General features: G+C 72.7%; 18 protein-coding genes and 1 CRISPR repeat array (1 of these 19 running past the window's edge). Of the genes, 14 read left to right on the top strand and 4 right to left on the bottom strand.

Annotated elements, in window-relative coordinates; translation table 11 throughout:
• Nucleotides 1-2 precede the first annotated feature (2 nt).
• From AIF0345_RS05300 to AIF0345_RS05315, 4 genes are read left to right on the top strand one after another with little or no spacing between them, the layout of a single operon-like run.
• Complete coding sequence (locus tag AIF0345_RS05300; protein ID WP_268917799.1) at nucleotides 3-1,160, top strand: ATP-binding protein; 1,158 nt, start codon at nucleotides 3-5, stop codon at nucleotides 1,158-1,160.
• The gene (locus AIF0345_RS05305) at nucleotides 1,157-3,685 is read left to right on the top strand and encodes a DUF5682 family protein (protein ID WP_285297539.1); all 2,529 of its coding nucleotides are present in this window, start codon (nucleotides 1,157-1,159) and stop codon (nucleotides 3,683-3,685) included. Before AIF0345_RS05300 ends, AIF0345_RS05305 begins: the two co-directional genes overlap by 4 nt.
• Complete coding sequence (locus AIF0345_RS05310) at nucleotides 3,682-4,893, top strand: VWA domain-containing protein (protein ID WP_285297540.1); 1,212 nt, start codon at nucleotides 3,682-3,684, stop codon at nucleotides 4,891-4,893. The genes AIF0345_RS05305 and AIF0345_RS05310 overlap by 4 nt, the downstream gene beginning before the upstream one ends.
• Nucleotides 4,890-6,989 (top strand): hypothetical protein, encoded by a 2,100-nt coding sequence (locus AIF0345_RS05315; protein WP_285297541.1) that lies wholly within the window; start codon nucleotides 4,890-4,892, stop codon nucleotides 6,987-6,989. The genes AIF0345_RS05310 and AIF0345_RS05315 overlap by 4 nt, the downstream gene beginning before the upstream one ends.
• 23 nt (nucleotides 6,990-7,012) lie before the next feature.
• On the opposite strand, the gene AIF0345_RS05320 is transcribed toward AIF0345_RS05315, so the two are convergent.
• On the bottom strand, nucleotides 7,013-9,178 hold the full coding sequence (locus tag AIF0345_RS05320) for a hypothetical protein (protein ID WP_285297542.1): 2,166 nt from the start codon (nucleotides 9,176-9,178) through the stop codon (nucleotides 7,013-7,015).
• 247 nt (nucleotides 9,179-9,425) lie between these two features.
• Between AIF0345_RS05320 and AIF0345_RS05325 the strand changes: the two genes are divergently transcribed.
• The 3 genes from AIF0345_RS05325 (at nucleotide 9,426) to AIF0345_RS05335 (ending at nucleotide 15,397) form a co-directional block, all read left to right on the top strand.
• Nucleotides 9,426-13,076: a DUF4132 domain-containing protein gene (locus tag AIF0345_RS05325; protein ID WP_285297543.1), complete on the top strand. Its 3,651-nt coding sequence runs from the start codon at nucleotides 9,426-9,428 to the stop codon at nucleotides 13,074-13,076.
• A 635-nt stretch (nucleotides 13,077-13,711) separates the two neighbouring features.
• Nucleotides 13,712-14,476, top strand: a complete 765-nt coding sequence (locus tag AIF0345_RS05330; protein WP_285297893.1) for a DUF4132 domain-containing protein — start codon at nucleotides 13,712-13,714, stop codon at nucleotides 14,474-14,476.
• A 39-nt stretch (nucleotides 14,477-14,515) separates the two neighbouring features.
• Nucleotides 14,516-15,397, top strand: coding sequence for a hypothetical protein (locus tag AIF0345_RS05335; protein WP_285297544.1), 882 nt, complete (start codon nucleotides 14,516-14,518; stop codon nucleotides 15,395-15,397).
• Between the two features lie 118 nt (nucleotides 15,398-15,515).
• Here AIF0345_RS05335 and AIF0345_RS05340 read toward each other — a convergent pair whose 3' ends face one another.
• Complete coding sequence (locus tag AIF0345_RS05340; RefSeq protein ID WP_268917791.1) at nucleotides 15,516-15,797, bottom strand: DUF1540 domain-containing protein; 282 nt, start codon at nucleotides 15,795-15,797, stop codon at nucleotides 15,516-15,518.
• 402 nt (nucleotides 15,798-16,199) lie between these two features.
• On the opposite strand from AIF0345_RS05340, the gene AIF0345_RS05345 reads away from it, so the two are divergent.
• Genes AIF0345_RS05345 through AIF0345_RS05355 form a run of 3 tightly spaced genes read left to right on the top strand, consistent with a single transcriptional unit; the run spans nucleotide 16,200 to nucleotide 18,183 of the window.
• Nucleotides 16,200-16,586 carry a GntR family transcriptional regulator gene (locus tag AIF0345_RS05345; RefSeq protein ID WP_285297545.1) on the top strand — a complete coding sequence of 129 codons (387 nt, stop codon included), beginning with the start codon at nucleotides 16,200-16,202 and terminating at the stop codon, nucleotides 16,584-16,586.
• On the top strand, nucleotides 16,583-17,362 hold the full coding sequence (locus AIF0345_RS05350; RefSeq protein ID WP_285297546.1) for an ABC transporter ATP-binding protein: 780 nt from the start codon (nucleotides 16,583-16,585) through the stop codon (nucleotides 17,360-17,362). Before AIF0345_RS05345 ends, AIF0345_RS05350 begins: the two co-directional genes overlap by 4 nt.
• Nucleotides 17,362-18,183, top strand: a complete 822-nt coding sequence (locus AIF0345_RS05355) for a hypothetical protein (RefSeq protein ID WP_285297547.1) — start codon at nucleotides 17,362-17,364, stop codon at nucleotides 18,181-18,183. Before AIF0345_RS05350 ends, AIF0345_RS05355 begins: the two co-directional genes overlap by 1 nt.
• 466 nt (nucleotides 18,184-18,649) lie before the next feature.
• Here AIF0345_RS05355 and AIF0345_RS05360 read toward each other — a convergent pair whose 3' ends face one another.
• Both AIF0345_RS05360 and mnmA read right to left on the bottom strand, forming a co-directional pair.
• A complete protein-coding gene (locus AIF0345_RS05360) occupies nucleotides 18,650-18,946 on the bottom strand; it encodes a tyrosine-protein phosphatase (RefSeq protein ID WP_285297894.1) in 297 nt (98 codons plus the stop codon).
• Between the two features lie 462 nt (nucleotides 18,947-19,408).
• Entirely contained in the window at nucleotides 19,409-20,530 is a 1,122-nt protein-coding gene (gene mnmA / locus AIF0345_RS05365) for a tRNA 2-thiouridine(34) synthase MnmA (protein WP_285297548.1), read from the bottom strand.
• Nucleotides 20,531-20,725: 195 nt separating this feature from the next.
• Between mnmA and AIF0345_RS05370 the strand changes: the two genes are divergently transcribed.
• The 4 genes from AIF0345_RS05370 to AIF0345_RS05385 all read left to right on the top strand — a co-directional run bounded on the left by AIF0345_RS05370 (nucleotide 20,726) and on the right by AIF0345_RS05385 (nucleotide 23,855).
• Complete coding sequence (locus tag AIF0345_RS05370; RefSeq protein WP_285297549.1) at nucleotides 20,726-21,421, top strand: metal-dependent transcriptional regulator; 696 nt, start codon at nucleotides 20,726-20,728, stop codon at nucleotides 21,419-21,421.
• Between the two features lie 218 nt (nucleotides 21,422-21,639).
• Nucleotides 21,640-22,182 carry a class Ib ribonucleoside-diphosphate reductase assembly flavoprotein NrdI gene (gene nrdI, locus AIF0345_RS05375; protein WP_084682678.1) on the top strand — a complete coding sequence of 181 codons (543 nt, stop codon included), beginning with the start codon at nucleotides 21,640-21,642 and terminating at the stop codon, nucleotides 22,180-22,182.
• A gap of 54 nt (nucleotides 22,183-22,236) precedes the next feature.
• Nucleotides 22,237-23,256, top strand: coding sequence for a class 1b ribonucleoside-diphosphate reductase subunit beta (gene nrdF, locus AIF0345_RS05380; RefSeq protein ID WP_285297550.1), 1,020 nt, complete (start codon nucleotides 22,237-22,239; stop codon nucleotides 23,254-23,256).
• On the top strand, nucleotides 23,253-23,855 hold the full coding sequence (locus AIF0345_RS05385; protein WP_285297551.1) for an NADPH-dependent FMN reductase: 603 nt from the start codon (nucleotides 23,253-23,255) through the stop codon (nucleotides 23,853-23,855). Before nrdF ends, AIF0345_RS05385 begins: the two co-directional genes overlap by 4 nt.
• Nucleotides 23,856-25,093: 1,238 nt before the next feature.
• A CRISPR array of direct repeats spans nucleotides 25,094-25,579; the repeat unit is 28 nt; unit sequence GGATCATCCCCGCTCGCGCGGGGTTTAC; it runs 12,061 nt beyond the window's last position.

Below are 25,579 nucleotides of genomic sequence, written 5' to 3' on the forward strand. Positions count from 1 at the left end.
CAATGACCGCCAGGCCCGCCGCCACCGAGTCCTCCCAGCCCGACGACCCGGGGCCCGAGGGATCTGCGGCTCCGACCGCCGAGCTGCGCCCGCCCGCCGAGGACCGCTGGGCGGCCGAGCTGGCCGCCCTGGCCGACTCCGACGCCTCCTGCGGCGCCGAGATCCCCGACGGCTGGCGGCTGTCGCCCCGCTCGGTGCGGGCTTTCATCGTGGGCGACGAGCGGCTCGGGGTGACCCGCAAGTTCTACGGCGACGACCCTCTGGTCGATCGCGCCGTCGTCACGCTGCTCGGGCGCCAGGGGCTCATGCTCGTGGGCGAGCCGGGCACCGCCAAGTCCATGCTCTCCGAGCTGCTCGCCGCGGCGGTCAGCGGGGCCTCGACCCTGACCGTCCAGGGCTCGGCGGGCACCACCGAGGACCACATCCGCTACTCGTGGAACTACGCCCTGCTCATCGCCGAGGGCCCCTCGCGCCGGGCCCTGGTCCCCTCCCCGGTCTACCAGGCCATGGAGTCCGGCCGCCTGGTGCGCTTCGAGGAGATCACCCGCTGCCCGCCCGAGATCCAGGACACCCTCGTGTCGGTCATGTCCGAGAAGCAGCTCATGGTGCCCGAGCTCGGCGACGGCTTCCGCGTGGCCGCCGCCCGCGGATTCAACGTCATCGCCACCGCGAACCTGCGCGACCGCGGCGTCCACGAGATGAGCGCCGCCCTGAAGCGGCGCTTCAACTTCGAGACGGTGCGCCCCATCGCCGACCGCGCCTTCGAGGCCGAGCTCATCACCCGGGCCCTGGAGGCCGAGCTCGGCCCCGACCGGGCCCCCATGAGCCCGGAGGTCCTCGACGTGCTGGTCACCGCCTTCGCGGACCTGCGCACCGGCGCCACCGCCTCCGGCTCCCCGGTCAAGCGCCCCGACGCAGTCATGTCCACCGCCGAGGCCGTCAACGTGGGGGTGGCCGCCTCCATGAGCGCCTGCTACTTCGGCGACGGCACCGTCCGCGCCGCCGACGTCGCCCGCCAGCTGGTCGGCGTCGCCCTCAAGGGGGAGGCGGAGGACGCCCGGCGCATGCGCTTCTACGTCGACTCGGTGGTGCGCGAGCGCGCCCGCGCCTCGGCGCACTGGAAGGAGTTCCTCGCCGCCTCCCAGGGACTGTGGGAGTGACGGCCCGCGCGACCGGACCCGCCCCCGCGGCGACGGCCGCGGGGCCGGGCCGCGCGGGCGTCCCGCCCCGCCTGCGCCGCGCCCTGCGCTCCCAGCGGGCCTGGGGTGAGGCGGGCGTCCACCTGGTCCCCGTCCGCCATCACTCCCCGGCCTGCGCCCTGGCCCTGTCCGCCCTGCTGGAGGAGGTCCGCCCCGCCGTCGTCCTCATCGAGGGGCCGGCCGAGTACACCGCCCTGCTGCCCGCCCTCCAGGACCCGGACACCGTCCCCCCGGTCGCGCTGCTCTCACTGGCCGACCGCACCGCCTTCTACTACCCGCTCGCCGAGTTCTCCCCCGAGTGGGTCGCTTTGCGCTGGGCCGGCGAGCACGGCGCCGAGGCCGCCTTCATCGACCGTACCCCCGGCCCGCACGGCGACACCGATAACGCCGACGACGCCGGCGCCGCCGCCCGCACCCTGCAGGCCGAGTACCACCTGGCCCGCTCCGCCGCCCTGGACGCCCTCGCCCGGCGCCTGGGCTGCCGCGACCACGACGAGGTCTGGGAGCAGCTCTTCGAGGACCGCGCCACCGCCGACATCCGCGCCTGGCGCGACTTCTTCGCCGACACCCTGGCCTGGTCCGCCCTGGCCCGCCTGGACGCCGAGCGGGAGGTCCTCGACACCGACGGGACCCACGCCCGCGAGGCCGTCATGGCCGCGGCCCTGCGCCGGCGTGCGGAGGAGCGCGGGGAGGAGAAGGCCGGCCTCAGGGGCGGGCCCCTGGTCGTCGTCACCGGCGCCTTCCACACCCCGGCCCTCCTCGACGCGCTCGACGCCGCCCCCGAGGCCGCCTGGCTGCCCGAGCCCGAGACGCAGCCCGACCCGCGGGACCGCCCGGAGAGCTGGCTCATCCGCTACGACTTCGCCCGCCTGGACTCCCTGAGCGGCTACGGGGCGGGCATGCCCTCCCCGGGCCTGTGGCGGCGCGCCTGGCGGGCCCGCACCCGCGACGCCCGCCCCGGCCGGGCGGCCCCCGCACCCGCCGGCGCCCGCGGCTTCGCCACCGGGGTGGTCCTCGACGTCGTCACCGCCCTGCGCGAGAAGGGGGAGCCGCTGGGCACGGCCCAGGCGCGCGCCGCCGTCGAGCAGGCCCTGGGCCTGGCCGCGCTGCGCGGACGCGCCTGGCCCGGGCGCACCGACATCCTGGACGCCCTGACCAGCTGCCTGGTCAAGGACGACACCGGCCTGTCGGGCAGACTGGGCGCCGCCGTCGCCACCGTCTTCGCCGCCTCCGACCTCGGGCGGGTCCCCCCGGGCACCGTCGGCCCGCCCCTGGTCGCCGAGGTGCGCGAGCGGATGATCGCCCTACGCTTCACGCTCGATACCGCCGTGGAGCGGCGCGTCAGCCTGGACACCGCCCGCAGGCCCCGCCACCGCCGGCGCCGAGAGCTGCTCGCCCGCCTGCGCTTCGCCGGGGTCGGCCTGGCCCGCCAGGTCGGCGGCGCCGACCTCGTGGCCGGCACGGGCCTGGGGCAGTTCGTCGAGGAGTGGGCCTACGTCTGGACGCCCGTGGTGGAGGCGGCCCTGGTACGCGCCGCCCAGGAGGCCCCCACCCTCGACATCCTGGTCGCCACCCGCCTGGCCGAGCGGCTGGAGGCAGAACCGGCCGCCGGAGCGCTGGCCCGGCTCCTGACCGAGCTGGCGGTCATGGGAATGGGCGAGGCGGCCGCGCAGGTGTGCGACACTCTCGAGGCCGCCATGAGCGGCCTGAGTGACCTGTCCGAGCTCGCCGACATCCTCCACCGCCTGGCCGCCCTCGTGGAGGGCTCGGGCCGCCTGCGCCTGGACGGTGCCGGCAGCACCGGCGGCACCGCCCCGCGCCTGCGCTCCATGCTGGAGCGGGGCACGGCCGCCGTCGCCCGCCTGGTGGCCGAGCTGGTCGGGCTGAGGGACGACGAGGCCGCCGAGGCGGTGGGCGCCCTCATCGCCGTGCGCGACCTGCTCGTGCGACTCACCGGAGCCGACTGCGAGGCCGGGGCCGGCCGCGAGGCCGTCCTGCGCGAGATCGACGCCCTGCGCCGCGCCCGGGCCACCGCGCCGGTGCTCGCCGGCTGCGCCACCGGAATCGCCTCGACCACCGGGTCCCTGAGCCGCCAGGAGGTGTCCGACGCCGTTGTCGCCCGCCTGAGCCCGGGGGCGGACCCGGCCGTCCTGGCCGACTTCCTCGTGGGACTGGTCCGCGCCGCCCCGGAGGCGGTCCTGCGCGCCCCCGACACCCTGGCGGCGGTCACCCGCACCCTGACCGCCCTGGAGGAGCCCGGCTTCCTGGCCATCCTGCCCGACCTGCGGCGCGCCTTCACCGCCCTGCGCCCCACCGAGACGCACCGGCTGGCCGAGCAGGTCGCCGCGCTCGCGGGCACCGACGCCTCCCAGATCGACGTGGTGCTGAACGTCGCCCCCGCCCAGGCCGCGCTCGGGCAGCGGATCGAACGGGACCTGGTCGCCTCGCTGGTGCGCGACGGCCTGGGGCGGTGGGCGGGCCGATGACCGCGCCCCCGCCCCCCGCGAGCCCCGACCGGGGACCGGACGACGACCGGGATCGTGACCTGGACCGCGAGCTGGCCGTGCGCCGCTGGCGCATGGTCCTGGGGCGGTACGCCGAGTCGGCCCTGCCGCGGAGCCCCGGCGACGCCGGCCTGGACGACACCCTGGCCTACCTCTACGACCGCGAGTACACCGGGCGCGGCCACCTTCTGGGCGGCGCAGGCCCCGGAGCGCCGGGCGGGTCCGGACGCGGCGGCGGACTGGGGCCCTCGGCGCTGCGGGCCGTGGACTGGCTCGACGGCGCCCGCCGCCTGTTCCCCGACTCCACCATTGAGCGCCTCGAGAGCGACGCCCTGACCCGCTACGGGCTGACCGGCCTGCTGGCCGACCCCGGCTCGGTGGACTCCATCCGGACCAGCCCCGGGCTCGGCGCGGCCCTGCTGCGTATCAAGGGCACGATTCCGCCCGCCCTGGCCGACGGGCTGCGGGCCCTGATCGCCCGCATTGTCTCCGACATCGTCGAACGGCTGCGCCGCCCCATGACAACGGCCCTGACGGGCGCGCGCCGGCGCCACGCCCGCAGCCCCCGCGCCTCGGCGCGCAACTTCGACTGGCGCCGCACCATCGCCGCGAACCTGGGCAACACGGACCCGGCCACCGGGCGCATGCTCGTGGAGGACGTGCGCTTCATGTCCCGCCAGCGGCGCCGCAACGTGGCCTGGGACGTCATCATCCTGGTGGACCAGTCCGCCTCCATGGCCTCCTCCCTGCTCCACAGTGCTGTCATGGCCTCGATCCTGGCCAGCTTGCCGGGGATATCGGTGCGCCTGATCCTGTTCGACACCGCCGTGGTGGACGTCAGCCACCTGGCCGACGACCCCGTCGAGGTCCTCATGACCTGTCAGCTGGGCGGCGGGACCGACATCGCCAACGCCGTCGGCTACGCCGCCGCCCAGGTCGCCCAGCCCACCCGCACGGTGCTGGCCCTCGTCTCCGACTTCGAGGAGGGCGGGTCGGTCTCCGCTCTCGTGGCCCGGGTGCGAGAGCTCGCGGGCTCGGGCGTGACCATGCTGGGGCTGGCCTCCCTGACCGACGAGGGCGCGCCCTGGTTCGACCGGGCGGTTGCCGAGGAGCTCGCCGGGGTCGGCATGCGGGTGGCGGCCATGAGCCCCGACCGCTTCGCCGACTGGCTGGCCGAGGTGACCGCATGAGCGGCCTGCCCGCCTGGAGCGCGGTCTACACCGCTTTCGACGACGCCGCCCTGGCGGCCCTGGCCAATCGCGGGCTGGTGCGGCGCGGACGCGCCGCACTGGCCGCGGGGCGCGTCGAGGCGCGGGACATCGGCCAGGACGGCGCGACGATCGCGGTGACTGCCGCCGGACAGCCGGCGATCCCGGTGGTGCTGGGCGACGGCGGCCCGGGGCGGGCGCGCTGCCCCTGCCCCGTCGCCGGGGTGTGCGTGCACGTGGTCGCCGCCTGCCTGTGGATGCGCGAGGCGGCTGCCGGGAGCGGAACCGGTGCCGAGGCCCCCGCTCCGCCCGGCACCGCCCGGGCCGGGGCCGAGGAGCCGGACGCCCCCGGGCCCGCTGCGTCTTCAGGGCTCGGCGCCCGCCCGGAGGTGCCACTCGAGCCGCACCCCGGTATCGCCGGCGAGGACGACCCGGTCCTGGCTGAGGTGCTCGCCTGGGAGCCCGCCGCCGTCGAGAAGGCCCTCGGCGTGGCCGCGCTGCGCCGGGTCGCCGCCGCCGACGCGGGCGCCGACCCCGCCCGGCTCGCCGCCGAGACCCGTCTCTCCCGCGCGCCGGGGCGCCTGAGCGTCACCTGGCCCGGCGCCCCCGAGGTCGTCGTGATCGCGGGCCTGGGCCCGGGCGGGATGGTCGTCGCCGGCCGCCATGCCCGTCTCGCCCACGCCGCCTGGCGCCTGCGGGCCGTTGTGCGCCTGTTCGCCATCGCGGGCAGGTCCTGGCCGTGGAACGTCCGGGAGGTCTCCCTGAGCGCCGACCAGCGACGCCTGCTCGCCTCGGCCACGGCCGTCGTCGAGACCGTTATCGCCGCCGGGATCTCCCACGCCGGGCCCCGCAGCGCCCACGAGCTCGATCGCCTCGCCCGGGCCGCCCGCCTGGAGGAGATCCCGCGCCTGTCCCGGCTCCTGTCATCGGCCGCCGGGGTCGTGGGCGCGGTCGCCCGCCGCGACGACGGGGTGGACGAGGCCGCCGCCCTCAGCGCCCTGGCCGCCGCCTGGTCCCTGACCCGGGCGCTGGATACCGCCGGGGCCGCCCCCGACCCCGCCCTGCTCGGGCGCGCCGAGGCCCAGCAGGCCCGGCCGGGCCTGCTCGTGCCCCTGTCGGCCACCTGGTGGCTCACCCCCTCGGGCAGCCGCGGCCTGACCGCCCGCTTCTGGGACCTGGACAACCGCCGGCTGGAGTCGGTGACCACCGGCCGAGCCGCCGGCGCCGACCCCGCCTTCCAGCGCTCCGAAGACGCTCCACTGGTGTGGGGCGCCCCCGTCAGGACCCTGCTGTCCGGCCCGCTGCGCCTGAAGGGGGCCACCCGGCGCGGCGATGGCGCCCTGGCCCCCTCCACCCGCACCGCGGTGACGCGCTGCGGCGGCTACGACGACATCGACCTGGCCGCCCTCGCCGATGAGCTCGGCTCTCTGCGGCGCGGTCCCCGGGCCGCGGGCTTCGAGGCTCCGGCCCCGCCGGTCCGCCTGCTCCTGCCCGGCGCGTCGGGCCTGGGCAGGATCGACGTGGACGAGATCCACCAGCAGTACGTGTGGCCCGTGCACGACGCGGCGGGCCGGGGGCATCTGCTCCGCCTCGCCCCCGACGGCGCGGAGTCCTGCCTGGTGGCCGCCGTCCTGGCCCGCAGCCTCCCGGTGGTCGCCATCACCGTGGAGGGGGACCGGCCCGCCGGGATCTATGTGCGCAGCGAGGGCGCGCTCGCCCTGCTGTCGCCCACCATCTCCTCGGTGCGCGCGGACGCCCCCGGCTTCTACCGCCGTCTGGCCGAGCGTCTGAAGCGGTTGCGCGCCGGGGCGAGCGTCCTGGCGCCGCCCCGGGAGGCGGGGCCGATCGAGTCCCTGTGCACTGACGTGCACGAGGCGCTGACGGCGCTGGCGGCCTCCGGCGCCCTGCGGGCGGAGGGGACGACCGCGCACGTACTGGCCACCCGCACCCGCGCGGCCCGCGACCTCCAGCTGCAGACCCTGGCCGCGGCGCTGACCGAGGTCGAGCAGCGCCCCGGGCCGGGGGCCGTCCTGCGCTCCTGCGCGGTGGTGGACCGGGTGCGGGCGCTGGCTCGCTGAGGGGCCCGCGGCGGCGGGCCGGCTCAGGCGAAGGCGCGTCCGATGTCGACCACCTGGTACTTCCCGGTCTCGTCGGCGCGCAGGATGAGCCAGGAGGCGTAGGCGCCCCGGCCGGGCCCGCCGTCGGGCCTGGGATGCAGCCAGGGCATCGTCGGGTCGTCCGTGGTCACCGGGCAGATGATGTCGCCCGGCGCCGAGGCCCGGCCGCTGCCGTTCGTGCTGTAGGGGCTCCCGCTGGGACCGGCGAGCGCGCACCCCACGACCCTGCCGCCCGTGGGGAACTGGACGGCCCGCGCCGTCGAGCTGCGGTTCTGACCGGCGCCGAGGTGCTGGTCGAGGGCGTTGAGGGCCTTCGGCTCCACCAGCTCGTCCTCGACCGCCCGGTCGTCGGAGGCGATGGCGTCGTAGGCGGTCTGGACGTCCTGGGCTGAGGGTATCCGCACCGCTCCCGAGGGCAGGCGGTAGAGGACGTCGGTGATCTCCAGGGAGTCCCCGTCCCACTGGTCGGTGACCGTGGCCTCGGCGCTGCCCTCGCAGGCGTGGCAGGCGGCGTCGCCGGCCACCTTGATGCCGGGCACGGTGTAGACCAGCGTGTTGCCCACCGAGCGCAGGTTCTTCACGACGAGGTCCGGGGACTCGCCGATGTCGTCCTTCACCACGTGGTCCACGGATCCGATGAGCGTCTTGTCGGAGTCGTAGGCGGCGACCACGTCGAACACCGTGTTGCCCCCGCCGTAGCACCTCAGGACGGTGATGGCCACCGGCGAGCCGTCGAAGACGCCCGGCCGCAGCGCGGTCATGGTGGCGGTCGGCGGCGCCCCCACGGCGGAGGAGCCGGTGGCCACGCCGTCGACGAAGGCGGCCATGGTCTTTCCGGTGGCCGGGTCCTGGCTGCCGGCGGTCTTGCACAGGTCGGGGACCTCGAGGGTGGAGCCCTTCATGTCCTCCAGGTCGGGCGCAGGCGCCGTGTCCCCGGTCGGGGCCGACGACGGCAGGGCGGTCGCGGTCGCGGGGACGGAGCCCTTGCCGAAGGACAGCAGGGAGGCCGTCGAGCCGTTGACGACGACGATGGCGTCGCCGGAGGCGGACCAGGAGGTCACCGTGCCGTCGGCCTGCCAGACGGTGCTGCCGCTCATGGGGTCGATGGCGACGATCGCGTCCGGGTGGGCGATGACGATCGCCCCCTTGGCCACCAGCCACCGCGGCGGGTCCTGGGCGCCCAGGCCGTTGAGAGCGGCGACGCCGTCGGGCAGGGTGCCGGACCACAGCAGGGAGGAGCCGTCGAGCCCCGCCATGGTCGCGCCGTCGCTGACCACCCACACTCGGCGGGTCATGGGCAGGGTCATGCCGGCGAACGTGCGGGGCATGTCGATGCGGGCCGCCCACACCGGGCCGTCGAACGTGAGCTCCCTGATCGTCTTCCCGCCGGCGGTCAGGGAGCCGTCCGGGCTCACGGCCAGTGGCGTGTCCTCGGAGGCGGACTCGCCCAGCTGCACGGAGGCCGTCGGGGGCGCGGGGAAAGCCGAGTCGGGGGCGGGCGGCTGGCCGCCCGCGGCGCCGGGAGTGGCGTCCGGGGACGCGGGGGCGGCGGCCGGCACCGTGACGGGCCCGGCCGTATTGACGCCGGTCGACGGGTCGATGCTGAGCAGGTCCCCGCAGTCGATGGCCTCCTGCGTGTACTGGCAGCTCAGGGCCCGGCCGGCGAGCTCGTCGGGGACGGGCACCTGCCACACCGGGTAGCCCGAGGCCGAGGAGAGGTCGACGCCGACCAGCGCCTCCCGGCCGTCCTCGACCACTCGCAGCACCCGCATCTGTCCGGAGGCGAGGACGACGGAGCCCCCGGAGTCGATGGGGGCGGGCGCCAGATGCTCGCCGAGGCCCGACAGGTCGAGGGTCGCCTGGACGGCCGGCGGCCTCCTGTGCGTCCGGGAGCCCCCCGAACGGGCCAGGGCCCAGGCGCCGACCCCGGCGAGCACGATCACCAGCACCAGGACCGCGGCGACGGCGGCGCGGCCCCGGCGGCCGAGGCGGGGGCGGCGGAGAGCGCGCGATGGAGGCGGTGGGGCGGGCCGCCCCTGGGCGCCGGCGGCGACGAGGTCTGGTGCGGTAGAGGAGGGGGAGGCCCCGTCGGGCGGAGGAGGGGGAGGCCCCGGCTCGTCGGGCGGAGGCGGGGGCGGCTCGGCGGTCATAGGACCAGCGTAGAGCCGGCCGGCGGTGTCGTACGCAGGATGGGCGCTGCGCGCCAATGGGGAGGCCTGCCCTTCGCAGGCGGGGGTGCGGGGAGGGCGGGCCGTGACGCTCCGATCAGCCCGGCCCGCTCAACCGGGGCGAATTCATGTCGCACCCGGTCGTTACCCTTCATCCCGTAAGAATCGATATCACCGAGGGGGCCCGGGGAGAGCCGATGACGACGATTGACGACGCAAGGAGAATGCCGTGACCGAACCTGTAGTCCGCGACCTCGTCGACCGGGCGCTGCTGCCGCTCAAGGCGGTTGACGCGGGCCTGTACCACCGTGCCGTCGACTACGTCGTCGACGACGGCGACCCCGAGGTCCTGCTGGAGATCGCCGCCTTCGGGGACGGCCCCATCGGTTGCCTGCTCCTGGCGACCTCGAACGCCTCCTACACCCACTGGTACGGCCGGACCTGGCGCAAGCGCCTGCAGGAGGCGGGGATCAGCTGGAGGAAGGGGGACGGCTCGGCAGGCCCGGTCCTGGTCAGGCGCGACGCCCTCTACCGCAGTGACGCCGTGATCCCGGCCCAGTGGGTGCGGCTCGGCCGGCTCCTGGCCGCCGTCCTCCAGACCGACCCCACGTACGACCCGCCGGCTCCCGAGCAGGTACCCGGCTGGGTGGACGCCCTGCTCATGGATGTCATGTTCACCGTGGACGCTCAGGGCGCCGGCTCCACACCCGAGTCCCAGGCGCGCAGGCTCAGGCAGAGGCGGCTGTTCTGGGACGCCGGGCGTCTGGCGGCGCTGCTGAGGCAGGGGGGCGTGGAGGAGGCCGACGCCCCCGCCGTCGTCCTCCTGGCCGCCCACTCCAACTCCGCCGGGCAGCCGTCCTGGCGCAGGCGGCTGTCGGCCGCTGACCTGCCCGGGGTCACCGACTACCTCACTGAGCACGCGACCGCCCTGCCCGGCCCGCTCCTGGACGGCCTGCGCCGGCAGGAGCGTCATGACGTGCTCACACGTATGGCGGCCAACCCGCGGTGGGCCGCCGCGGGCGCCCACCTGGTCGCCGCCGTGGCCGCGGGGGTCTCCAAGGAGCTGCGCCGGGAGGCGATTGAGCTTCTCGAGGGCCTGGACGCGGCTACCAGGGCCGGTGCGCTGGCCCCCGTCCTGGCCCAGGCCCCGGCGTCCCGCTGCCGGGAGCTGGTGGAGTTCCTGGCCCGGACCCCCGGCGGCGCCCACGTGCTCACCCGGGCGGCCGAGGAGAACCGGAGGCTGGCAGACCTGGTCTCCGCAACCCGGGCCCGCCACGAGACGCTCGACGCCGTGGGGGTCGATGAGCCCCTCGACCTCCCCCCGTTCACGCCCCTGGAGGTGGGCCCGGACGCCGCCCCCGTCAAGGACGAGCTGCGCCCCGTCCTGGGGCAGGCCATGGAGCGCGCCGCCGCCTCGCAGAACTCCTCGTCCCGCACCCGGGCAGAGGGAGTGCGCCAGATCACCGAGGCGGATCTGGATGAGCTGGTGGCGGTCGCCAACGGCAGGAGCCGCGCCCGGCCCGCGCTCCTGCGCCGGTTCAACGTCATCTGGGTCGTCAGGAACGCCCCGAGCCTGACCCTGGCGCACGCGCTGCGGCTCCATGCTGTGGAGACGAGCCCCTGGTGCCGGCTGGCACTGAGCCACTACACGGGGCCGGAGACCGACCCGCGAGCCATTGAGGACCTCATGGCGCGCCTGGGCGGCGGCCCCGACGCCGTCGAGCGCTTCTGCGACTTCCACGACTACGTCTTCTTCACCGTCGACCCGGAGGCGTCCTGGCCGTGGTACGCCGAGCACCTCGACCTGCTGCGCGAGCGGCTCATGGACGCCGCCACGGCGCAGCGGGCCCTGGAGATCCTGACGGCCTTCCCCCGCGTCCCCGCCGAGCTGCTGCCCGCGGTCGCCGACGCCGCAGTGGGCCCCTCCAAGGTGAGCCGCCCGCTGGCCCAGGCGGCGCTGCGCTCCCACCCGCGGGTGCGCGAGCTGGCCGAGCAGGGGCTTGCCGCCAGGACGACCGAGGTGCGCATCTCGGCGGCGGCCTGGGTCGGCTCCCTGGCGCGCCCCGAGTCGGTCCCCGCGCTGCGCACGGCCCTGGGGCGGGAGAAGAGGGACGTGGCGCGGGCGGCCCTGCTGGTCGCCCTGGAGGACTGCGGCGGCGACATGACGGAGTTCCTGTCCCCCCGGGCCCTGGGGGCCGAGGCCGCCAAGGGCCTCAAGGGGAAAGTGCCCGCCTCACTGTCCTGGCTCGACCCGCAGTCACTGCCGGCCGTCCGCTGGAAGAACGGCGACGCCGTCGACTCCCGCACGCCGTGGTGGTGGGTGGTGCTGGCCGACAAGATGAAGAACCCGTCGGGCCGCGGGCTCATCAACCTCTACCTGTCCCTACTGGAGCCCGCCGACGCCGCGGCGCTGGCCGCGCACGTGACCCGGGCCTGGATCGCCCAGGACACCGCCCACCCGAGCGCACAGGAGAGCCGGGCGCACGCCCAGGCCGCCGGTCGGCAGCGCTACGACCACGCCCAGCGGTGGCTCGCCGACTGCCGCGCGGCTCCCAGGATGGCAGGCTTCCTGAGCCGGGCCGAGGCCGAGGCCGCTGTCCCGCTGGAGGAGCGCGTCGCCCAGGCCTACGCGGAGCACCAGCGCACCTACGTGGGCTCGGCGATCGCCGACAAGGGGCTGCTGGCCTTCGCGGTGAGGATGGACGGCGGCGAGCTGGCAGGGCTGGTGCGCTCCTACATGCGCGACAACCCGGGGCGGCGGGCCCAGTTCGAGGCCCTGGTCCACGCCCTGGCCGCCAACGGGAAGGACACCGCGCTCCAGGTGCTCCTGAGCATTGCGCGCCGCCACAAGATGGCCGGCATCCAGGCCGCTGCCGCCGCCCTGGCCCAGGAGGCGGCCGATGAGCGGGGCTGGAGCGCCGACGAGCTGGCGGACCGCACCATCCCGACCGCGGGCTTCGACCCCGACGGACTGCTGCACCTGTCCTATGGGGACCGGGAGTTCACGGGCCGCCTGGCCCCGGACTTCAAGATCGTGCTCTCCGATGCCGGGGGCAAGGCGCGCAAGTCCCTGCCGGCGCCGCGGGTGAATGAGGACCCCGAGGTCGTCAAGGAGGCCAGGAAGCAGCTGAGCGTCGCGCGCAAGGACGCCAAGGCGGTCCTGACTCTCCAGTCGGCCCGACTGTACGAGGCCATGTGCGCGCCGCGCACCTGGCGGGGTGCCGACTGGCGGGCGCTGCTGGCCGCGCACCCCCTGGTCGGCCGCCTCGTCAGCCGGCTGATCTGGACCGCCGCCCCGGGCGGCGGCGGGGAGGTGGTTACATTCCGTCCCACCGAGGACGGGGCGCTCATCGGGGCCGACGACGCCGAGGTGCCCCTGGCCGATGACGCGGTGGTGGGCCTGGCCCACGGCACCGCCCTGAGCGGGGCGCAGGTCGCGGCCTGGCGGGCGCATCTGGCCGACTACGAGGTGGAGCCCCTCTTCGATCAGCTGACCGCCGCCGTCCCGAGGATCGACGAGGGGCAGAAGGCCCTCTCCGACCTCCAGGGCCATGTGACCGACACCTTCACCTTCCGGGCCGCGGCCGCCAGGCGCGGCTACCAGCGTGGGGACGTGGTGGACGCGGGCACCTTCCACGACTACGTCAAGGAGTTCTCCTCATCGCGCCTGACCGCGGTGCTGGGCTTCACCGGCTCCTGGGTGCCCGAGGAGAGCATGCCGTGCGCCACCACCAGCCTCTCCTTCCGGCGCAGGGGCCGTGAGGTCGAGCTCGCCGACGTGCCACCCGTCCTGCTGGCCGAGTGCTACGCCGACTACCGGGCCATGGCGGCCCTGGGGTCCTTCGACCCCGACTGGAGGAAGAGCGCCAGCCCGTGGTGAACGCGGGCCCGCCTCGCCCCCGGCCGCGGACCGGGGCCGATTCGTGTCGTACCCGATCGCTACGCTCATGAGCCATGAGGGCCGCCCCGCAAGGCCGGGCGGTCGGTGAGAGACAAGAAGAGCGCCGTGACCGATCCCGTAACCCGCCGGCTCGTCGAGCGCGCCCTGCTGCCGTTGCGCGCCGTCCTCGCCGACCTGCATGCCCCCGTCGGCCACATGGCGCCCGCGGGCCACAGGGACACCGGCTCCAGGCCGTCGGTGTCCGAGTGCTGGAGCCCGGCGGCGGTCGCGGCCCTGTTGCGGGCGACGGGCACGGCCGCCGAGCAGATCCCCGCCGTCGTACTCCTCGCCTGGTTCGCCGAGGAGGCCGGGGTACCCACCTGGCCCGACAGCCCCGAGCACTGCCTGCCGGGCCTTGACGGCTGCCTGGTCGAGGTTCCCGCCAGCGCGCTCACGGCACCGTCCGCGCACACCAGGGCGGTCCTGGTCAGGCGCCTGGGTGACCACCCGCAGGCCGCCGCGGCCTGCTCCCGGCTGCTGGCGGCCCTGGTGGTGGACAGCGCCGCCACCGTGCGGCGCGCCGCGATCGCCGTCCTGGACGTCTGGACGTCCAGACGCGCCGGCTGTACGAGGCCATGTGCGCCGGGCGCACCTGGCCGCTGGCCCAGTGGCGCGAGCTGCTGGCCGCCCACCCGCTCGCCGGGCACCTGGTCGCCCGACTGGTGCGGCTGGCGAGCGACGGTCGGGACGTTCCTGAGCCCAGCGCCCCAGACGGCAGTCCGGCACGGCTGCGAGCCTTTCGCCCCACCGAGGACGGCGAGCTTCTCGGGGCCGACGACGTCGCGGTCCACCTGCGCCGCCCCACGCCAGCTCCTGACCGGTGCCCAGGCCGGGGCCTGACGGGCATACCTGTCCGACTACGAGGTCGAGCCGCTGTTCGACCAGCTGTCGGCCCGCGCCCCCGGCCTCACCGCCGGTCAGACGACCATCCGGGACGCAGCCGGGCGGCGCACCGTCGCCCGCGAGCTGCGCAGGGCGGCCGAGTCCCGCGGCTACGAGTGCGCCTCGACCAGGTACCGGTACAGCGAGTTCTCCAAGGACTTTCCGACCCTGGGTCTGCGCAGCATTATCGACTTCGCGGGCGCCGACGCCTGGGACGAGGACGAGGAGACCGCCACCGGCGGCCTGAGCCTGCGCCGCGGCCGCCGGGACGTGCCCCTGGCGCAGGTTCCGCCCGTCCTGCTGGCGGAGTGCTACGCCGACTACCGCGCCGTGACGGATGCCGCCGAGGAGGCGCCCCTCCGCAAGGACCGATCGGCGGGCCTGACCGGCGCCCCGGCCGGTCCGCGCGCCCGTCCGGTGAGCGGTCTCTCCTCGCCTTCGCGGGGCTGCCAGGCTAGCCTTACTTCAACGATCTCTGGCGATGGGGAAGGGGAACCGTGACGTACACCGATGAGAGGCGCACGCCGCAGGCCGCCATCGCCTCGCGCCGCATGGCGCGCCGTCTCCTGTCCGGTGCCGGCTGCGCCACCCTGACCGCCTACCGGCTCGACGCCGGCGCCCCCTCCCAGCTCGTCCTCCACGCGCTCGACGTCACCGGGAGCATTATCGTGGCCGCCCATCCGGCGGCGGACCACCCGATGGCCGACGTGCCGTGCGAGTCTCCGGTCGAAGTGCGCCTCGACGTCGCGCTTGAGGCGGCCGAGCCCGGCCTGCGCATCACCACCGCCACCGTCCATCTCCTGGGCGTGCTCACCTGGCTCGACGACGTCGGGAGCAACGCCGTCCTGTCCGGCTCGGTAGCCGGGTGCCACTGTGCGATCACGGGTGAGGACCCGCTCACAGACCTGGCCGGGCTCGCCGATACGCCGGGCGGGCGCCTGGGCGTCATCGAGACGAACCGGGTCATGGTTCATGACGCCATGGGCGTCAGCGGACACACCATGGAGGAGGTGCTCGACCCCGATGCCAAGGGCGTGCGGCCCCTGCTGTGGTCGGCCTTCGAGACCATCAGCGCGCAGGAGGAGGTCAAGGCCCTTGGCGAGGGCGCGCTCGAGGTGCTGTGCGACGGAGTGGGGCAGGGCAGCATTCCCGGGATCCTCTGCTCCAGGCGCCCGTCCGAGGGACTGTGCGCGGCCCTGTGGGGGAGGGTGCTGTGCGTGGACGTGTCCCCGTACGCCGTCACGCTTCTGCGGCTGCGGCGCGAGACCACCGACACCTTTCAGATCTTCCTGCCGGCGGGCACGACCCGCGCCCACGAGGCCGGGCGCCATCTGCGGCACCTCGTCCGGGAGACCCTGGTCGGCGGGCTGCTTCCGTGAGCGGCCGCGCGGCCGCGCGGAGACGATGATGGGGAGGCCCGGTTACGGGCCTCCCCATCGCTGTACCTGTGAGGCGTGTTCTCCTGCCGCGGAAGCCATGGCTCGCTGGGCGGGCGCCTCAGCGGGCCTCGTAGGACAGGCAGGTGGCCGTGTCCGCACCGATGGCGATGGCGTCGGCGGTGCACATGAGGTCGGTGTTGTGGACGCACTCCAGGCGCTGGCAGGCGCCCACGTGGCCCTCGGCCACCGGCAGGCCGCCGCGGGCGTCGAGGCTGACGAAGGTGGAGCAGGCCGGGGCGGCGGCGTCGCCGCCGACCGTGATGGCGAAGGCGGTGCAGCCGCCGTGGTTGTAGGCGCAGGCGGTGGTGGCGCAGGACTTGATGGCGGTAACGGTCGACATGATGAGTGCTCCTTCGGTGAGGTGCGATCACTGACGTAATTCACGGTAGGAGTGCGCGGCAGAGCTGGCAACATCTCTCCGGCAGGTTCTGCGCCGGTGGTGAGGGAATGGTGTTATCGCAATGAAAGATGGATGTTGTGGCGGGGTGCGGAACGTCGGGTCGGGGCGCGTCCGGGAGGCTTCTTACACGCGTTCGGAATTCGCTTAACAGGTGAGCCGAGCCTGCGCTGAGGCCGTTGGGGCGGCGGGCGGGACGGGGCGGCGCGAGTCTTCCGGCTTGACGGCGGCGCTCACCTGTGTCACTGTATTAGTGCAGTAATACAGGCGGTTCGGTGAGGCCGCTCGGCTGTGCTCATGAGCTGTGTCGTATTCACGTCCTATTCACCCATGCAAGGAGGGCCTGTGCCGATCGATGACTCCCGTCCGATCTGGATCCAGCTCGTCGATGACTTCTGCATGCGGATCGTGACCGGCACCTGGCCCGCCGGAACCCGGATACCCAGCGTGCGCGACCTCGCCGCGCAGGCCGGCGTCAACCCCAACACCGTCCAGCGCGCCCTGGCCGAGCTCGACCGCAGCGGCCTGACCGCCGCCGAGCGCACCGCCGGACGCTTCGTCACCGCGGACGACGCGGCGTTGGCCGCCGTTCGCCGCGACCTCGCCGTCGGCGCCGCAGACGCCTACATCGCCGCCGTCGCCGCCATCGGCATGGACCTCGCCCAGGCGGGCGAGATCCTGGCCGAGCGGTGGCCGGCCCACCCCGCCCAGAAACCAGGAGAGACCTCATGAGCACCTCGCCGACGACGCCGTCGGACGCACAGGGCCCCGACGCGCGCCCCCGCCCTCACGCCATCCCGTCCCTGGACGGCGCCCCGCCGCTGGTGGTGGTGCGTCGCCTGACCAAGGCCTACCGCGGGCGGCCGGCCCTGCGCGACCTCAGCCTGACGCTGCCCGCCGGGCGCATCGTCGGCCTCATGGGCGCCAACGGCTGCGGCAAGACCACCCTGCTGAAGATCCTCGCCGGCCTCCTGGCCGACTACGACGGCCAGGTGCGCATCGCCGGACATGCCCCCGGGCCGGCCTCCAAGGCGCGGGTGGCCTTCCTCCCCGACGCCGACTTCCTGGCCGCCGGCCTCACTCCGCCCCGGGCCATCGCCCAGTTCTCCCGGCTCTTCGCCGACTTCGACGCCGACAAGGCCCACCGGCTCGTCGACTTCTTCAACCTGCCCCTCGATCACTCCCTGAGAGAGATGAGCAGGGGCATGGGGGAGAAGCTGCGCGTCGCCCTGGTGATGAGCCGCCGCGCCCGGGTCTACCTGCTCGACGAGCCCATCTCCGGCGTCGACCCCGCCGCCCGCGAGATCATCCTCGACGGCGTCCTGCGCGACTTCGACCCGGACGCCCTCATGCTCATCTCCACCCACCTCATCGCCGACGTCGAGCCGGTCGTCGACTCCGTCGTCTTCCTCAAGGACGGGCGCCTGCTTCTGGCCGGCGATGCCGACGACCTGCGCCAGACCCGTTCCACGAGCCTGGACGCCCTGTTCCGGAAGGAGTACCGCTGATGTTCCGCACGCTCTTCACTGAGGAAATCCGCACCCAGCTGCCGCGCAATATCGCGGTCCTGGGGGTCTGCGCCCTTGCCCTGCTCGGGTTCCTCGGGCTGTGGCGGCTGCTGGTCGGCGTCGTCCTCCTGGCGGGCCTCATGCAGGTCGCCGCCATGGGGGTGATCGTCGTGACTCCGGTCGTTGTGATGATCCAGGTGGCGGTCGAGTACTGGCGGTCCATGTACGGCCGGCGCGGCTACCTCACCCTGGCGGTGCCGGTGCGCGGTCGGGTGCACTTCGCGGTCAAGGTGCTCTACGCCTGCATGATGGCGCTGGTCGTGGGCGGGGTCTGTCTCGTCGGTCTTGTCGCCTGGCTCGTCGTGTTCGCGCGCAGCATGGGTACCACCCTCGGCGGGCTCCTTGAACCGCTGCGAGTGGCTGCCGATGCGGCCGGACCGGTCAAGGTGATCATTTTCGTCACGGCCGTCCTGATCGGGATCGTCACGCTCGTTATCGAGGTCGGCGCTGTCATGAGCATTGGCGCGCAGGGGGGCTTCAACCACCTCGGGCTCGGGGCGCCTGCGATCGGGTTCGTCCTGCTCTACGTGGTCAGTCAGCTGCTCGGGCTGGTCGCTACCCTTTTTCTCCCTGTGAGCGTGGACGTCACGACTGGTGACGTCACGACTCAGGTGATGTGGCCGCAGTTCCTTGAGGTGATCCGTACCGGTGCCGAGGCGAGGAACGTCGGGGTGGGCGCGGTGGCTGTCGGCCCCCTGCTCGCCGGGGCGCTGGCCTGGTGGGCGGTGCGTGCCATCGAGCGGCACACGTCCTTGCGCTGAGGGGACCCGTCATGCCACCTGGCTCTCTGGTCCGTTCACGACAGTCGGCCACCGGCTCGCAAGCCCGGCTCACCGGCCCCGCACCCGAGCTGGAGCGGATGCGCGAGCGGCAGGCGGAGCGTCCCTTCCGTCTGGCCGCCATTCGCCTGGGCGGCCTCGTGACCCTGATCTTCCTCGGCTACGGCGGCCTCAGGGGCCGCTGGGGCGGGTGCCGGCTTCCCGCCCCAGCGGCCCTTCACCCCGGCTCTGCTCACCGTACTCAGTGGCTGGGCTGTGCGCGGTGAGCTGCTCAGGGCGGGGGGCTGTCGGAACCTACCTCGGCGCCTCACGGGCGTGGCTGCGCCGGGATGGGGTGCCGTCCTCCTGACCTGTTGAGCGGCATGAGGCGCCTGCGGGAGGCTGCGCGCCTCGGAGGGCTTCGACCACCGAGGAATGCCGGCGTTTCGTGGCACGCGGTACGCGCGGCTCAGGCCACGAGGGGGCTGCGCAGCCGGGCCCGGACCGATGGGCCCTCGCCGATGAGGCCCGTGGCCTCGTCCGCTCTTTCGTCGGCGTCGCGGACCAGTGACAGCGTTCGGGCCAGGTGGGCGACGACCTCCGCGTCGGACCACCCGGCCCGCTCATCGATCGTCGGGACCTCCCTCTCGTCGCCGGCCATCGCGTACGCGCTGGCGGCGTAGTCCTGGGCGAGGCCCTCGGGCGGGGTGCCGGCGTTCGCGAGCAGGAGCATCAACACCATGCCCGTCCGGTCCCTGCCGTGCAGTGGACGGGAGTTCCGGGTCCGGCTCGGCGACCGCCTCGAGGGCTCTGCGGGTCAGGTGCGGCTGGAGCCGTCAGGCGTGCCACCACACGGGGGAATCCAGGATCGGGAAGTAGACGCGCTGGAACTCCAAGTCCGAATGGTCCTCGATGGGGGCGCCCAGAATCCATACCCGAGACGGTGGGTCGCTCGGGGCGCCTCGCATGCACAGCGCAGGTCCACCACGGTGCGCAGCCCCAGTCGAGGGCCCGGCGCCAGCCCCGCTCCGTGAGACATGCGCGGCGTGGGCCGCGCGCCGCGCATCCGGGAGTCGTGAACCTCCCGGACGACGTCGGGAGACCGCCCAAGTTACGGGCGCTGGTGCAGCTGTCCCACCGCAGTAGGCGCACCCGCCTAGGGGGAGGACTCCGCTCCGGCATCGGCGCCCGGCCAGTGGGAGCGGTCCGACGTTCCCGGCGCCCGGCGTCAGGTCACGGTCGCCTGGGCCAGCACCTGGTCGCCGGACTCGCCGCCGTAGACGACGACGGACTGCCCTGCCGCCAGGCCCCGCAGGTGCTGGTGCAGCCGCGCCCGCAGCGTTCCGGTCTCGGCATCGACGGCGACGTCGGCCGGGACGGGGCGACCGTGGGCGCGCACCTGTACGGTCACGTCTCGCCAGCCGGCCCCGCCGTCGTCGAGCACAGTGGGCTCGGCCAGGAGGACCAGGGCGCTGCCGCTCACGGCACTGCGGCGGAGGAGCTCCTCGGGGCCGACGACCACCTCGTTGGAGCTCGGCCGGGTTTCGATGACGTAGCGAGGCCGTCCGTCGGCTGCCGGGCGGGTCAGGCCCAGGCCCTTGCGCTGGCCGACGGTGAAGCCGAAGTAGCCGTTGTGGGTGCCGAGCACCTCGCCGTCGGGGGAGACCAGGGCGCCCTCACGGACGCCGAGGCTGCGGGTGAGGAATCCGCGGGTGTCGCCGTCGGCGACGAAGCAGATGTCGTAGGAGTCGGGCTTGGAGGCCACCGGCAGGCCGCGGCGCTCTGCTTCGGCGCGCACCTCCGCCTTGGAGGGGGCGTCACCGAGGGGGAAGAGTGCGCGGGACAGGCCCTCGCGGCCCGAGACCGCCAGCACGTAGGACTGGTCCTTGGCGGTGTCGGCCGCGCGGCGCAGCTCCAGGCCGGCGGTCTGGCCGGGGCGCCCGGAGGAGGCACCGCCGGTCAGGCGGGCGTAGTGGCCGGTGACGACGGCGTCGAGGCCCAGGGCGAGGGCGCGCTCGAGCAGGGCGTCGAACTTGACGCGCTCGTTGCAGCGCACACAGGGGTTGGGGGTGCGGCCAGCGCGGTACTCGGCGAGGAAGTCGGCGACGACACGCTCCTCGAACTGTTCGGACAGGTCCCACACGTAGAAGGGGATGCCGAGGATCTCGGCGGCCCAGCGGGCATCGGACGCGTCCTCGATGGAGCAGCAGCCGCGCGAGCCCGACCGGGTCTGGGCGCGGCTGCGGGTCAAGGCCATGTGCACCCCGACGACGTCGTGCCCTGCGTCGGCGGCGCGCGCGGCGGCGACGGCGGAGTCGACTCCGCCGGACAGCGCCGCGAGCACGCGCATGGGGTCTCCTTCGATCGGATTCGGTCTGGGCCGGGCAGGGGCGCAGGCAGACTATCGCGGCCTGCCCCGGTCGGAGTGAGGCATGAAGAGGGGCGTCGGGGGGTGTCAGCGGACGGCCGGCCCTTCGGAGCCAGCAGAGGCGGCGAATCTGTACATGGCGGCGCCCCGCGCGCGGGCTGCAGGTAGCCTTCCGGCATGCCCGCTTCTGAGCTGTCCGCGTCCAACCAGGAGTACCTCAAGACGATCTGGACCCTGGGGGAGTGGGGCGACGGCCCCGTCACCCCGAGCCGTCTGGCCGAGCGCATCGGCGTGCGGCTCTCCTCGGCCTCCGACGCTGTGCGGAGGCTGGCCGCCAGCGGGCTCGTTGAACACGTTCCGTACGGCGCCGTCGCTCTCACTGCGGAAGGGCGGAAGGCGGCTCTCATCCTCGTGAGACGGCACCGGCTCCTGGAGACATTCCTCGCCAAGGTGCTCGGCTACTCCTGGGACGAGGTGCACGCTGAGGCCGATGCCCTCGAGCATGTCGTCTCCGAGCTCATGGTTGAGCGCATCGACAAGTTTCTGGGGCGTCCTGAGCGGGATCCCCACGGCGATCCGATCCCCACTGCGGACGGCGTCGTGGCCGCTCCCCGCCATATCGCCCTGGAGGCTCTGCCAATCGGGTGCCGCGGTCGCCTCGAGCGTGTCCTTGACGCGGATCCGGATCTGCTTCGGCACCTCGACAGTGCCGGTCTCAGACTGGATGACGAGGTCGAGCTTCTCCCCTCCGCACCCTTCGCCGAGCGAGTGACGCTCCGCTTCGGGGGCGCCGGCCGGACCGTGCGTGTGAGGCGATCCCAGTGCCGTTTCCTCAGGATCTCTGTGCCGACGCGTCCTGGTCCGGACGTCTGAGGCTCGGCAGCCGACAAGACCCGCCCCGGCGTCTGCAGACGGCGTGTCGGGTGTCTGACAGGCACTCGCCCATCAGACTACGCCATGACGTATCTCATAGTATGTCATGACGTAGTTTATGTGAGATTACTGCTACTACTACATAGCCGCTACTTGCAGGCATCGGACCACAAGATCTTGTGGTCGCATGAGTGACGAGCAGTACAGGAGGTTCTCGTATGCCCCTATCCGCAACCTTGGCCGTGCTCCCGTCAGGGCCGCAGGCGCGCTCGGTCACCGTTCTGGAGGGCGAGGTCTCGACTGACCTGGTCTACTTCTCTTCGGCATCGGGCAACACGCGCCGATTCGTCGAGAGACTCGGCAGACCTGCCACTCGCATCCCTCTGCGTCCTCGGACCGAAGGGCGTATCCGGGTTACACGGCCCTACGTCCTCATCGTCCCCACCTACGGGGGCGGGGACATCTCAGGGGCGGTGCCTCGCCAGGTTGCCCTTTTCCTCAACGATCCCCACAATCGCGCCCTGCTGCGCGGGGTCGTCGCCTCGGGCAATACCAACTTCGGTCAGGCCTACTGCCTGGCCGGTCCGGTTATCGCGGGCAAGTGCGCCGTTCCCGAGCTCTACCGCTTCGAGCTCTTGGGCACCGAGCACGACGTCGAACGGGTGCGCGAAGGGCTCGACCGGTTCTGGCAGGACCATGACGAGAGCGCCCGGACCACCTTCTCCGAGCTGTCCCAGATGGACGGCGCGCCGTCATCCTGACGGCCCTGGCGCTCCTGTGCTTAGAACGGCCCACCCACAATGAAAGACCATGGTATGAACGATCTCACCATCCCCTACATCGAGCTTTCCGTCACGCCCCAAGGCTTCCGTCACGACCCCACCGCCCGCTTGCGCCCCGTTAACTGGAATCTTGTTCAGGATGACAAGGACCTTGAGGTCTGGAACCGACTCACCTCCAACTTCTGGCTCCCCGAGAAGGTGCCTCTGTCCAACGACATCCCCTCGTGGCGCTCCATGGAGCCCGAGGAACGGATCCTCGTCATGCGGGTCTTCACCGGCCTTACCCTCTTGGACACCGTCCAGGCCACCGTCGGGGAGATCAGTCAGATCCAGGACGCGCGCACCGAGCACGAGGAGGCCGTTTACACCAATATCGCCTTCATGCAGGCTGTTCACGCCCGATCCTATTCCTCAGTGTTTTCCACCTTCTGCTCCACACCCGAGATCGACGAGGCCTACCGGTGGGCAATAGGCAACGATGTTCTGCAACAGCGGGTCAGGAAGGTTATCGTCCACTACTACGGGGAGGATCCTCTCAAGCGGAAGGTCTCCTCCACCCTGCTGTCCTCCTTCCTGCTTTACGCCGGCTTTTACCTCCCCTTGCGCCTCTCCGTCCGCGCCACCTTGACGAACACCGCTGACATGATCCGCCTTATCCTGCGGGACAAGGCGGTGCACGGGTACTATTCCGGCTACAAGTATCAGCGCAGCCTGGAGACGAAGAATCCCGGACGGCGCCAGGAGATGGAGGACTTCGCTCTCGGCCTCCTCGAGGAGCTCCACGACCTTGAGATGGTCTATTCCGGGGAGCTTTACGATCCCTTCGGGCTCATGGATGATGTTGCCGCCTTCGTCCGCTACAATGCGAACAAGGCACTCATGAACCTTGGCTACCCGGCTCGTTACGCACCTGAGGAGACCGTCGTCAGCCCCGCGGTCCTGGCCGCGCTCTCGCCGGGATCCGAGGAGAATCACGACTTCTTCTCCGGCTCCGGATCTTCCTACATCATTGGACGTGCTGAAAGCACTAGCGACGAGGACTGGGAACTGTGAGCACGAACGGCACAACAGGACAGGGCGCAGCCGACACCGAGATCGCCATCATTATCGGCAGTCTGCGTCGTTCCGCGCGCTCGCGTGATATCGCTCGCCATGTCATTAGCTACCTGCCTCAGGGCTGGCGCGGAAGCGTCGTCGAGATTGGCGACCTGCCCCTCTACGACGCCGACTACGACGACCCGGCCGTTCCGGATAAACCGCTGCCCTCGCAGTACGCGCGTTTCCGTCAGGCTGTGCGCGCCGCCTCAGGGGTTCTGTTCATTACCCCTGAGAACAACCGGACGATCCCGGCCTGCGTCAAGAACGCCGTCGACATCGGCTCCAAGCCGGGTGGTGAGCAGGTCTGGACAGTTCTTCCTGCGGGAGTCATCAGCCACTCGGTGGGCTCTCTCGGCGGCTACAGCGCCAATAAGAACCTACGGCTGGCGCTGTCCTATTTCGACATGCCCATGCCAGGCCAGCCCGAGGTGTTCCTGCCGCGCACTGGAGAACTGCTCGACGAGCGCGGTGAGTTCCGCAGCGCGAGAACGGAGGAGTTTCTGAGAGACTACGTCGAGAGATTCGCCCGCCTCGTCGTCCGGCGCGGCCGATAGTCGGAAACTGTGGAAGATCGTCCGTCGAGGCTGGGTGTCTTAGACCCAGGCTCTTGTTCTGTCCAATGGTGAAGTTGAAATGTGGAGCCTGGCGTTGTTCAGGACGACCGCGGTCCTCTTGTTCCTCATCGGTCTCGCGTGTCGGGCGACCCGTCATGGGGGCGGGTCTGCTCGGCGTCCTGGTTACCCTTGATGGGGTGGGTCCTCATCCTCCTGGTTGTCAGGCCCAGCGCCCTGAGGAACGACTGGCTCGCCTTCTCGCGGTCCGCGTACAGCCTTGCTCTCCTCCCCCTTGGGGAGCCGCATCCGTCTGGTCATGGCCTCCTCGTCAATGCGCCTCTCGAACGGGTCGGGCAGCATAGACTCATACTCGACAAGGCGCAGGAGCAGCCGGTCAGGAGGAGTCCGACCCGCACCGGGCACCGAACCTGATCAGACGCGACATCCTCAAGAGCCGCGTAACTGGATTGCCGGGGTTTTTCGGACTGTGGTTGATTGTGCTGAGCTGAGCGGCCTTGTTCTGGTTCGGCCGCTCGCGTTCGACCTCGCCCTGTGTCCGGTGCCCGGGCGTCCGCGTGGAGACGTGTCTGACTTGTGTACCGGGCTCGGCCCAGGAGGCAGTATCGTTGATGGTCTTACTCTTTGCGGGGGTGGACCATCGGCGTGCGCCCTACTCGTTCCTTGAGGGACGCGCCCGCCGGCTTCCGCCCGGGCGCCCGCTCAGCGCACCCCGGTCCTCTCCGCCGAAGGATGAGTACCCTAATCCTTCAGGTGCCAGGCGGAGTTGCTCGGCGGCGTGCCGGGGTGCCGCGGCGCGGGGGTGGGGTGGATCGTCTTCCTTCTCCTCGTCGGGCGGCTGCGGGGCGCCATGTCGATTGCCTCGTGCCAGGACCGGTGCCGCGTGCGGTCGCCCCAATCGCACAGCCCACGACCTTCTTGGTGCAGCAGCCCGGGGGCGGTCGCAAGGTACACGAGCCCTTTCCCAGGTGCGGATATAGGTGATATCGCCGGCCAGCCTGTCTCCAGAACGTTTGGTGGCGGGATCCCGCATCGGAGCAGATCGGGGCGCGAGCCCCAGGACGACCGCCGGGATGATGGTGCGGACCTTGCGGAGGGGTTGTGCGGCCTCCAGGTCTTAGGCGCGCGCGGGCGGGTGCGCACCGCCTCCCGGTCCACTACCACGTCTCTGCTCGCGCGGGGTTTACAGAAGCAGCTCAATGCGCTTGAGGACGTCGGTAGGATCATCCCCGCTCGCGCGGGGTTTACGAGGCCAGCATTCACGAGAGCGGCTACGGCCCCGGATCATCCCCGCTCGCGCGGGGTTTACAATCGGCTAAGGAGAAAACAAATGCCGACCACAGGATCATCCCCGCTCGCGCGGGGTTTACGTCGAGCCACGCACAGAGCGCGTCCGCGGAACAGGATCATCCCCGCTCGCGCGGGGTTTACACGACGATAAGCATCATGCAGGCCTCGGTCTCAGGATCATCCCCGCTCGCGCGGGGTTTACCACCGGCAAGAGGTACCGGCTTGCCTTCAAGCCGGATCATCCCCGCTGGCGCGGGGTTTACACCTCCTTAGCTCCCACGAGCACCATGCGAACAGGATCATCCCCGCTCGCGCGGGGTTTACGTCCACCAGACCGCAGGATTCATCGACCCCGGCGGATCATCCCCGCTCGCGCGGGGTTTACGCTGGGAGTAGCCGATGCAGTCATTCTGGGT

Source organism: Actinomyces israelii (genome assembly GCF_030253495.1).
In the GTDB taxonomy this organism is placed as follows: domain Bacteria; phylum Actinomycetota; class Actinomycetes; order Actinomycetales; family Actinomycetaceae; genus Actinomyces; species Actinomyces israelii.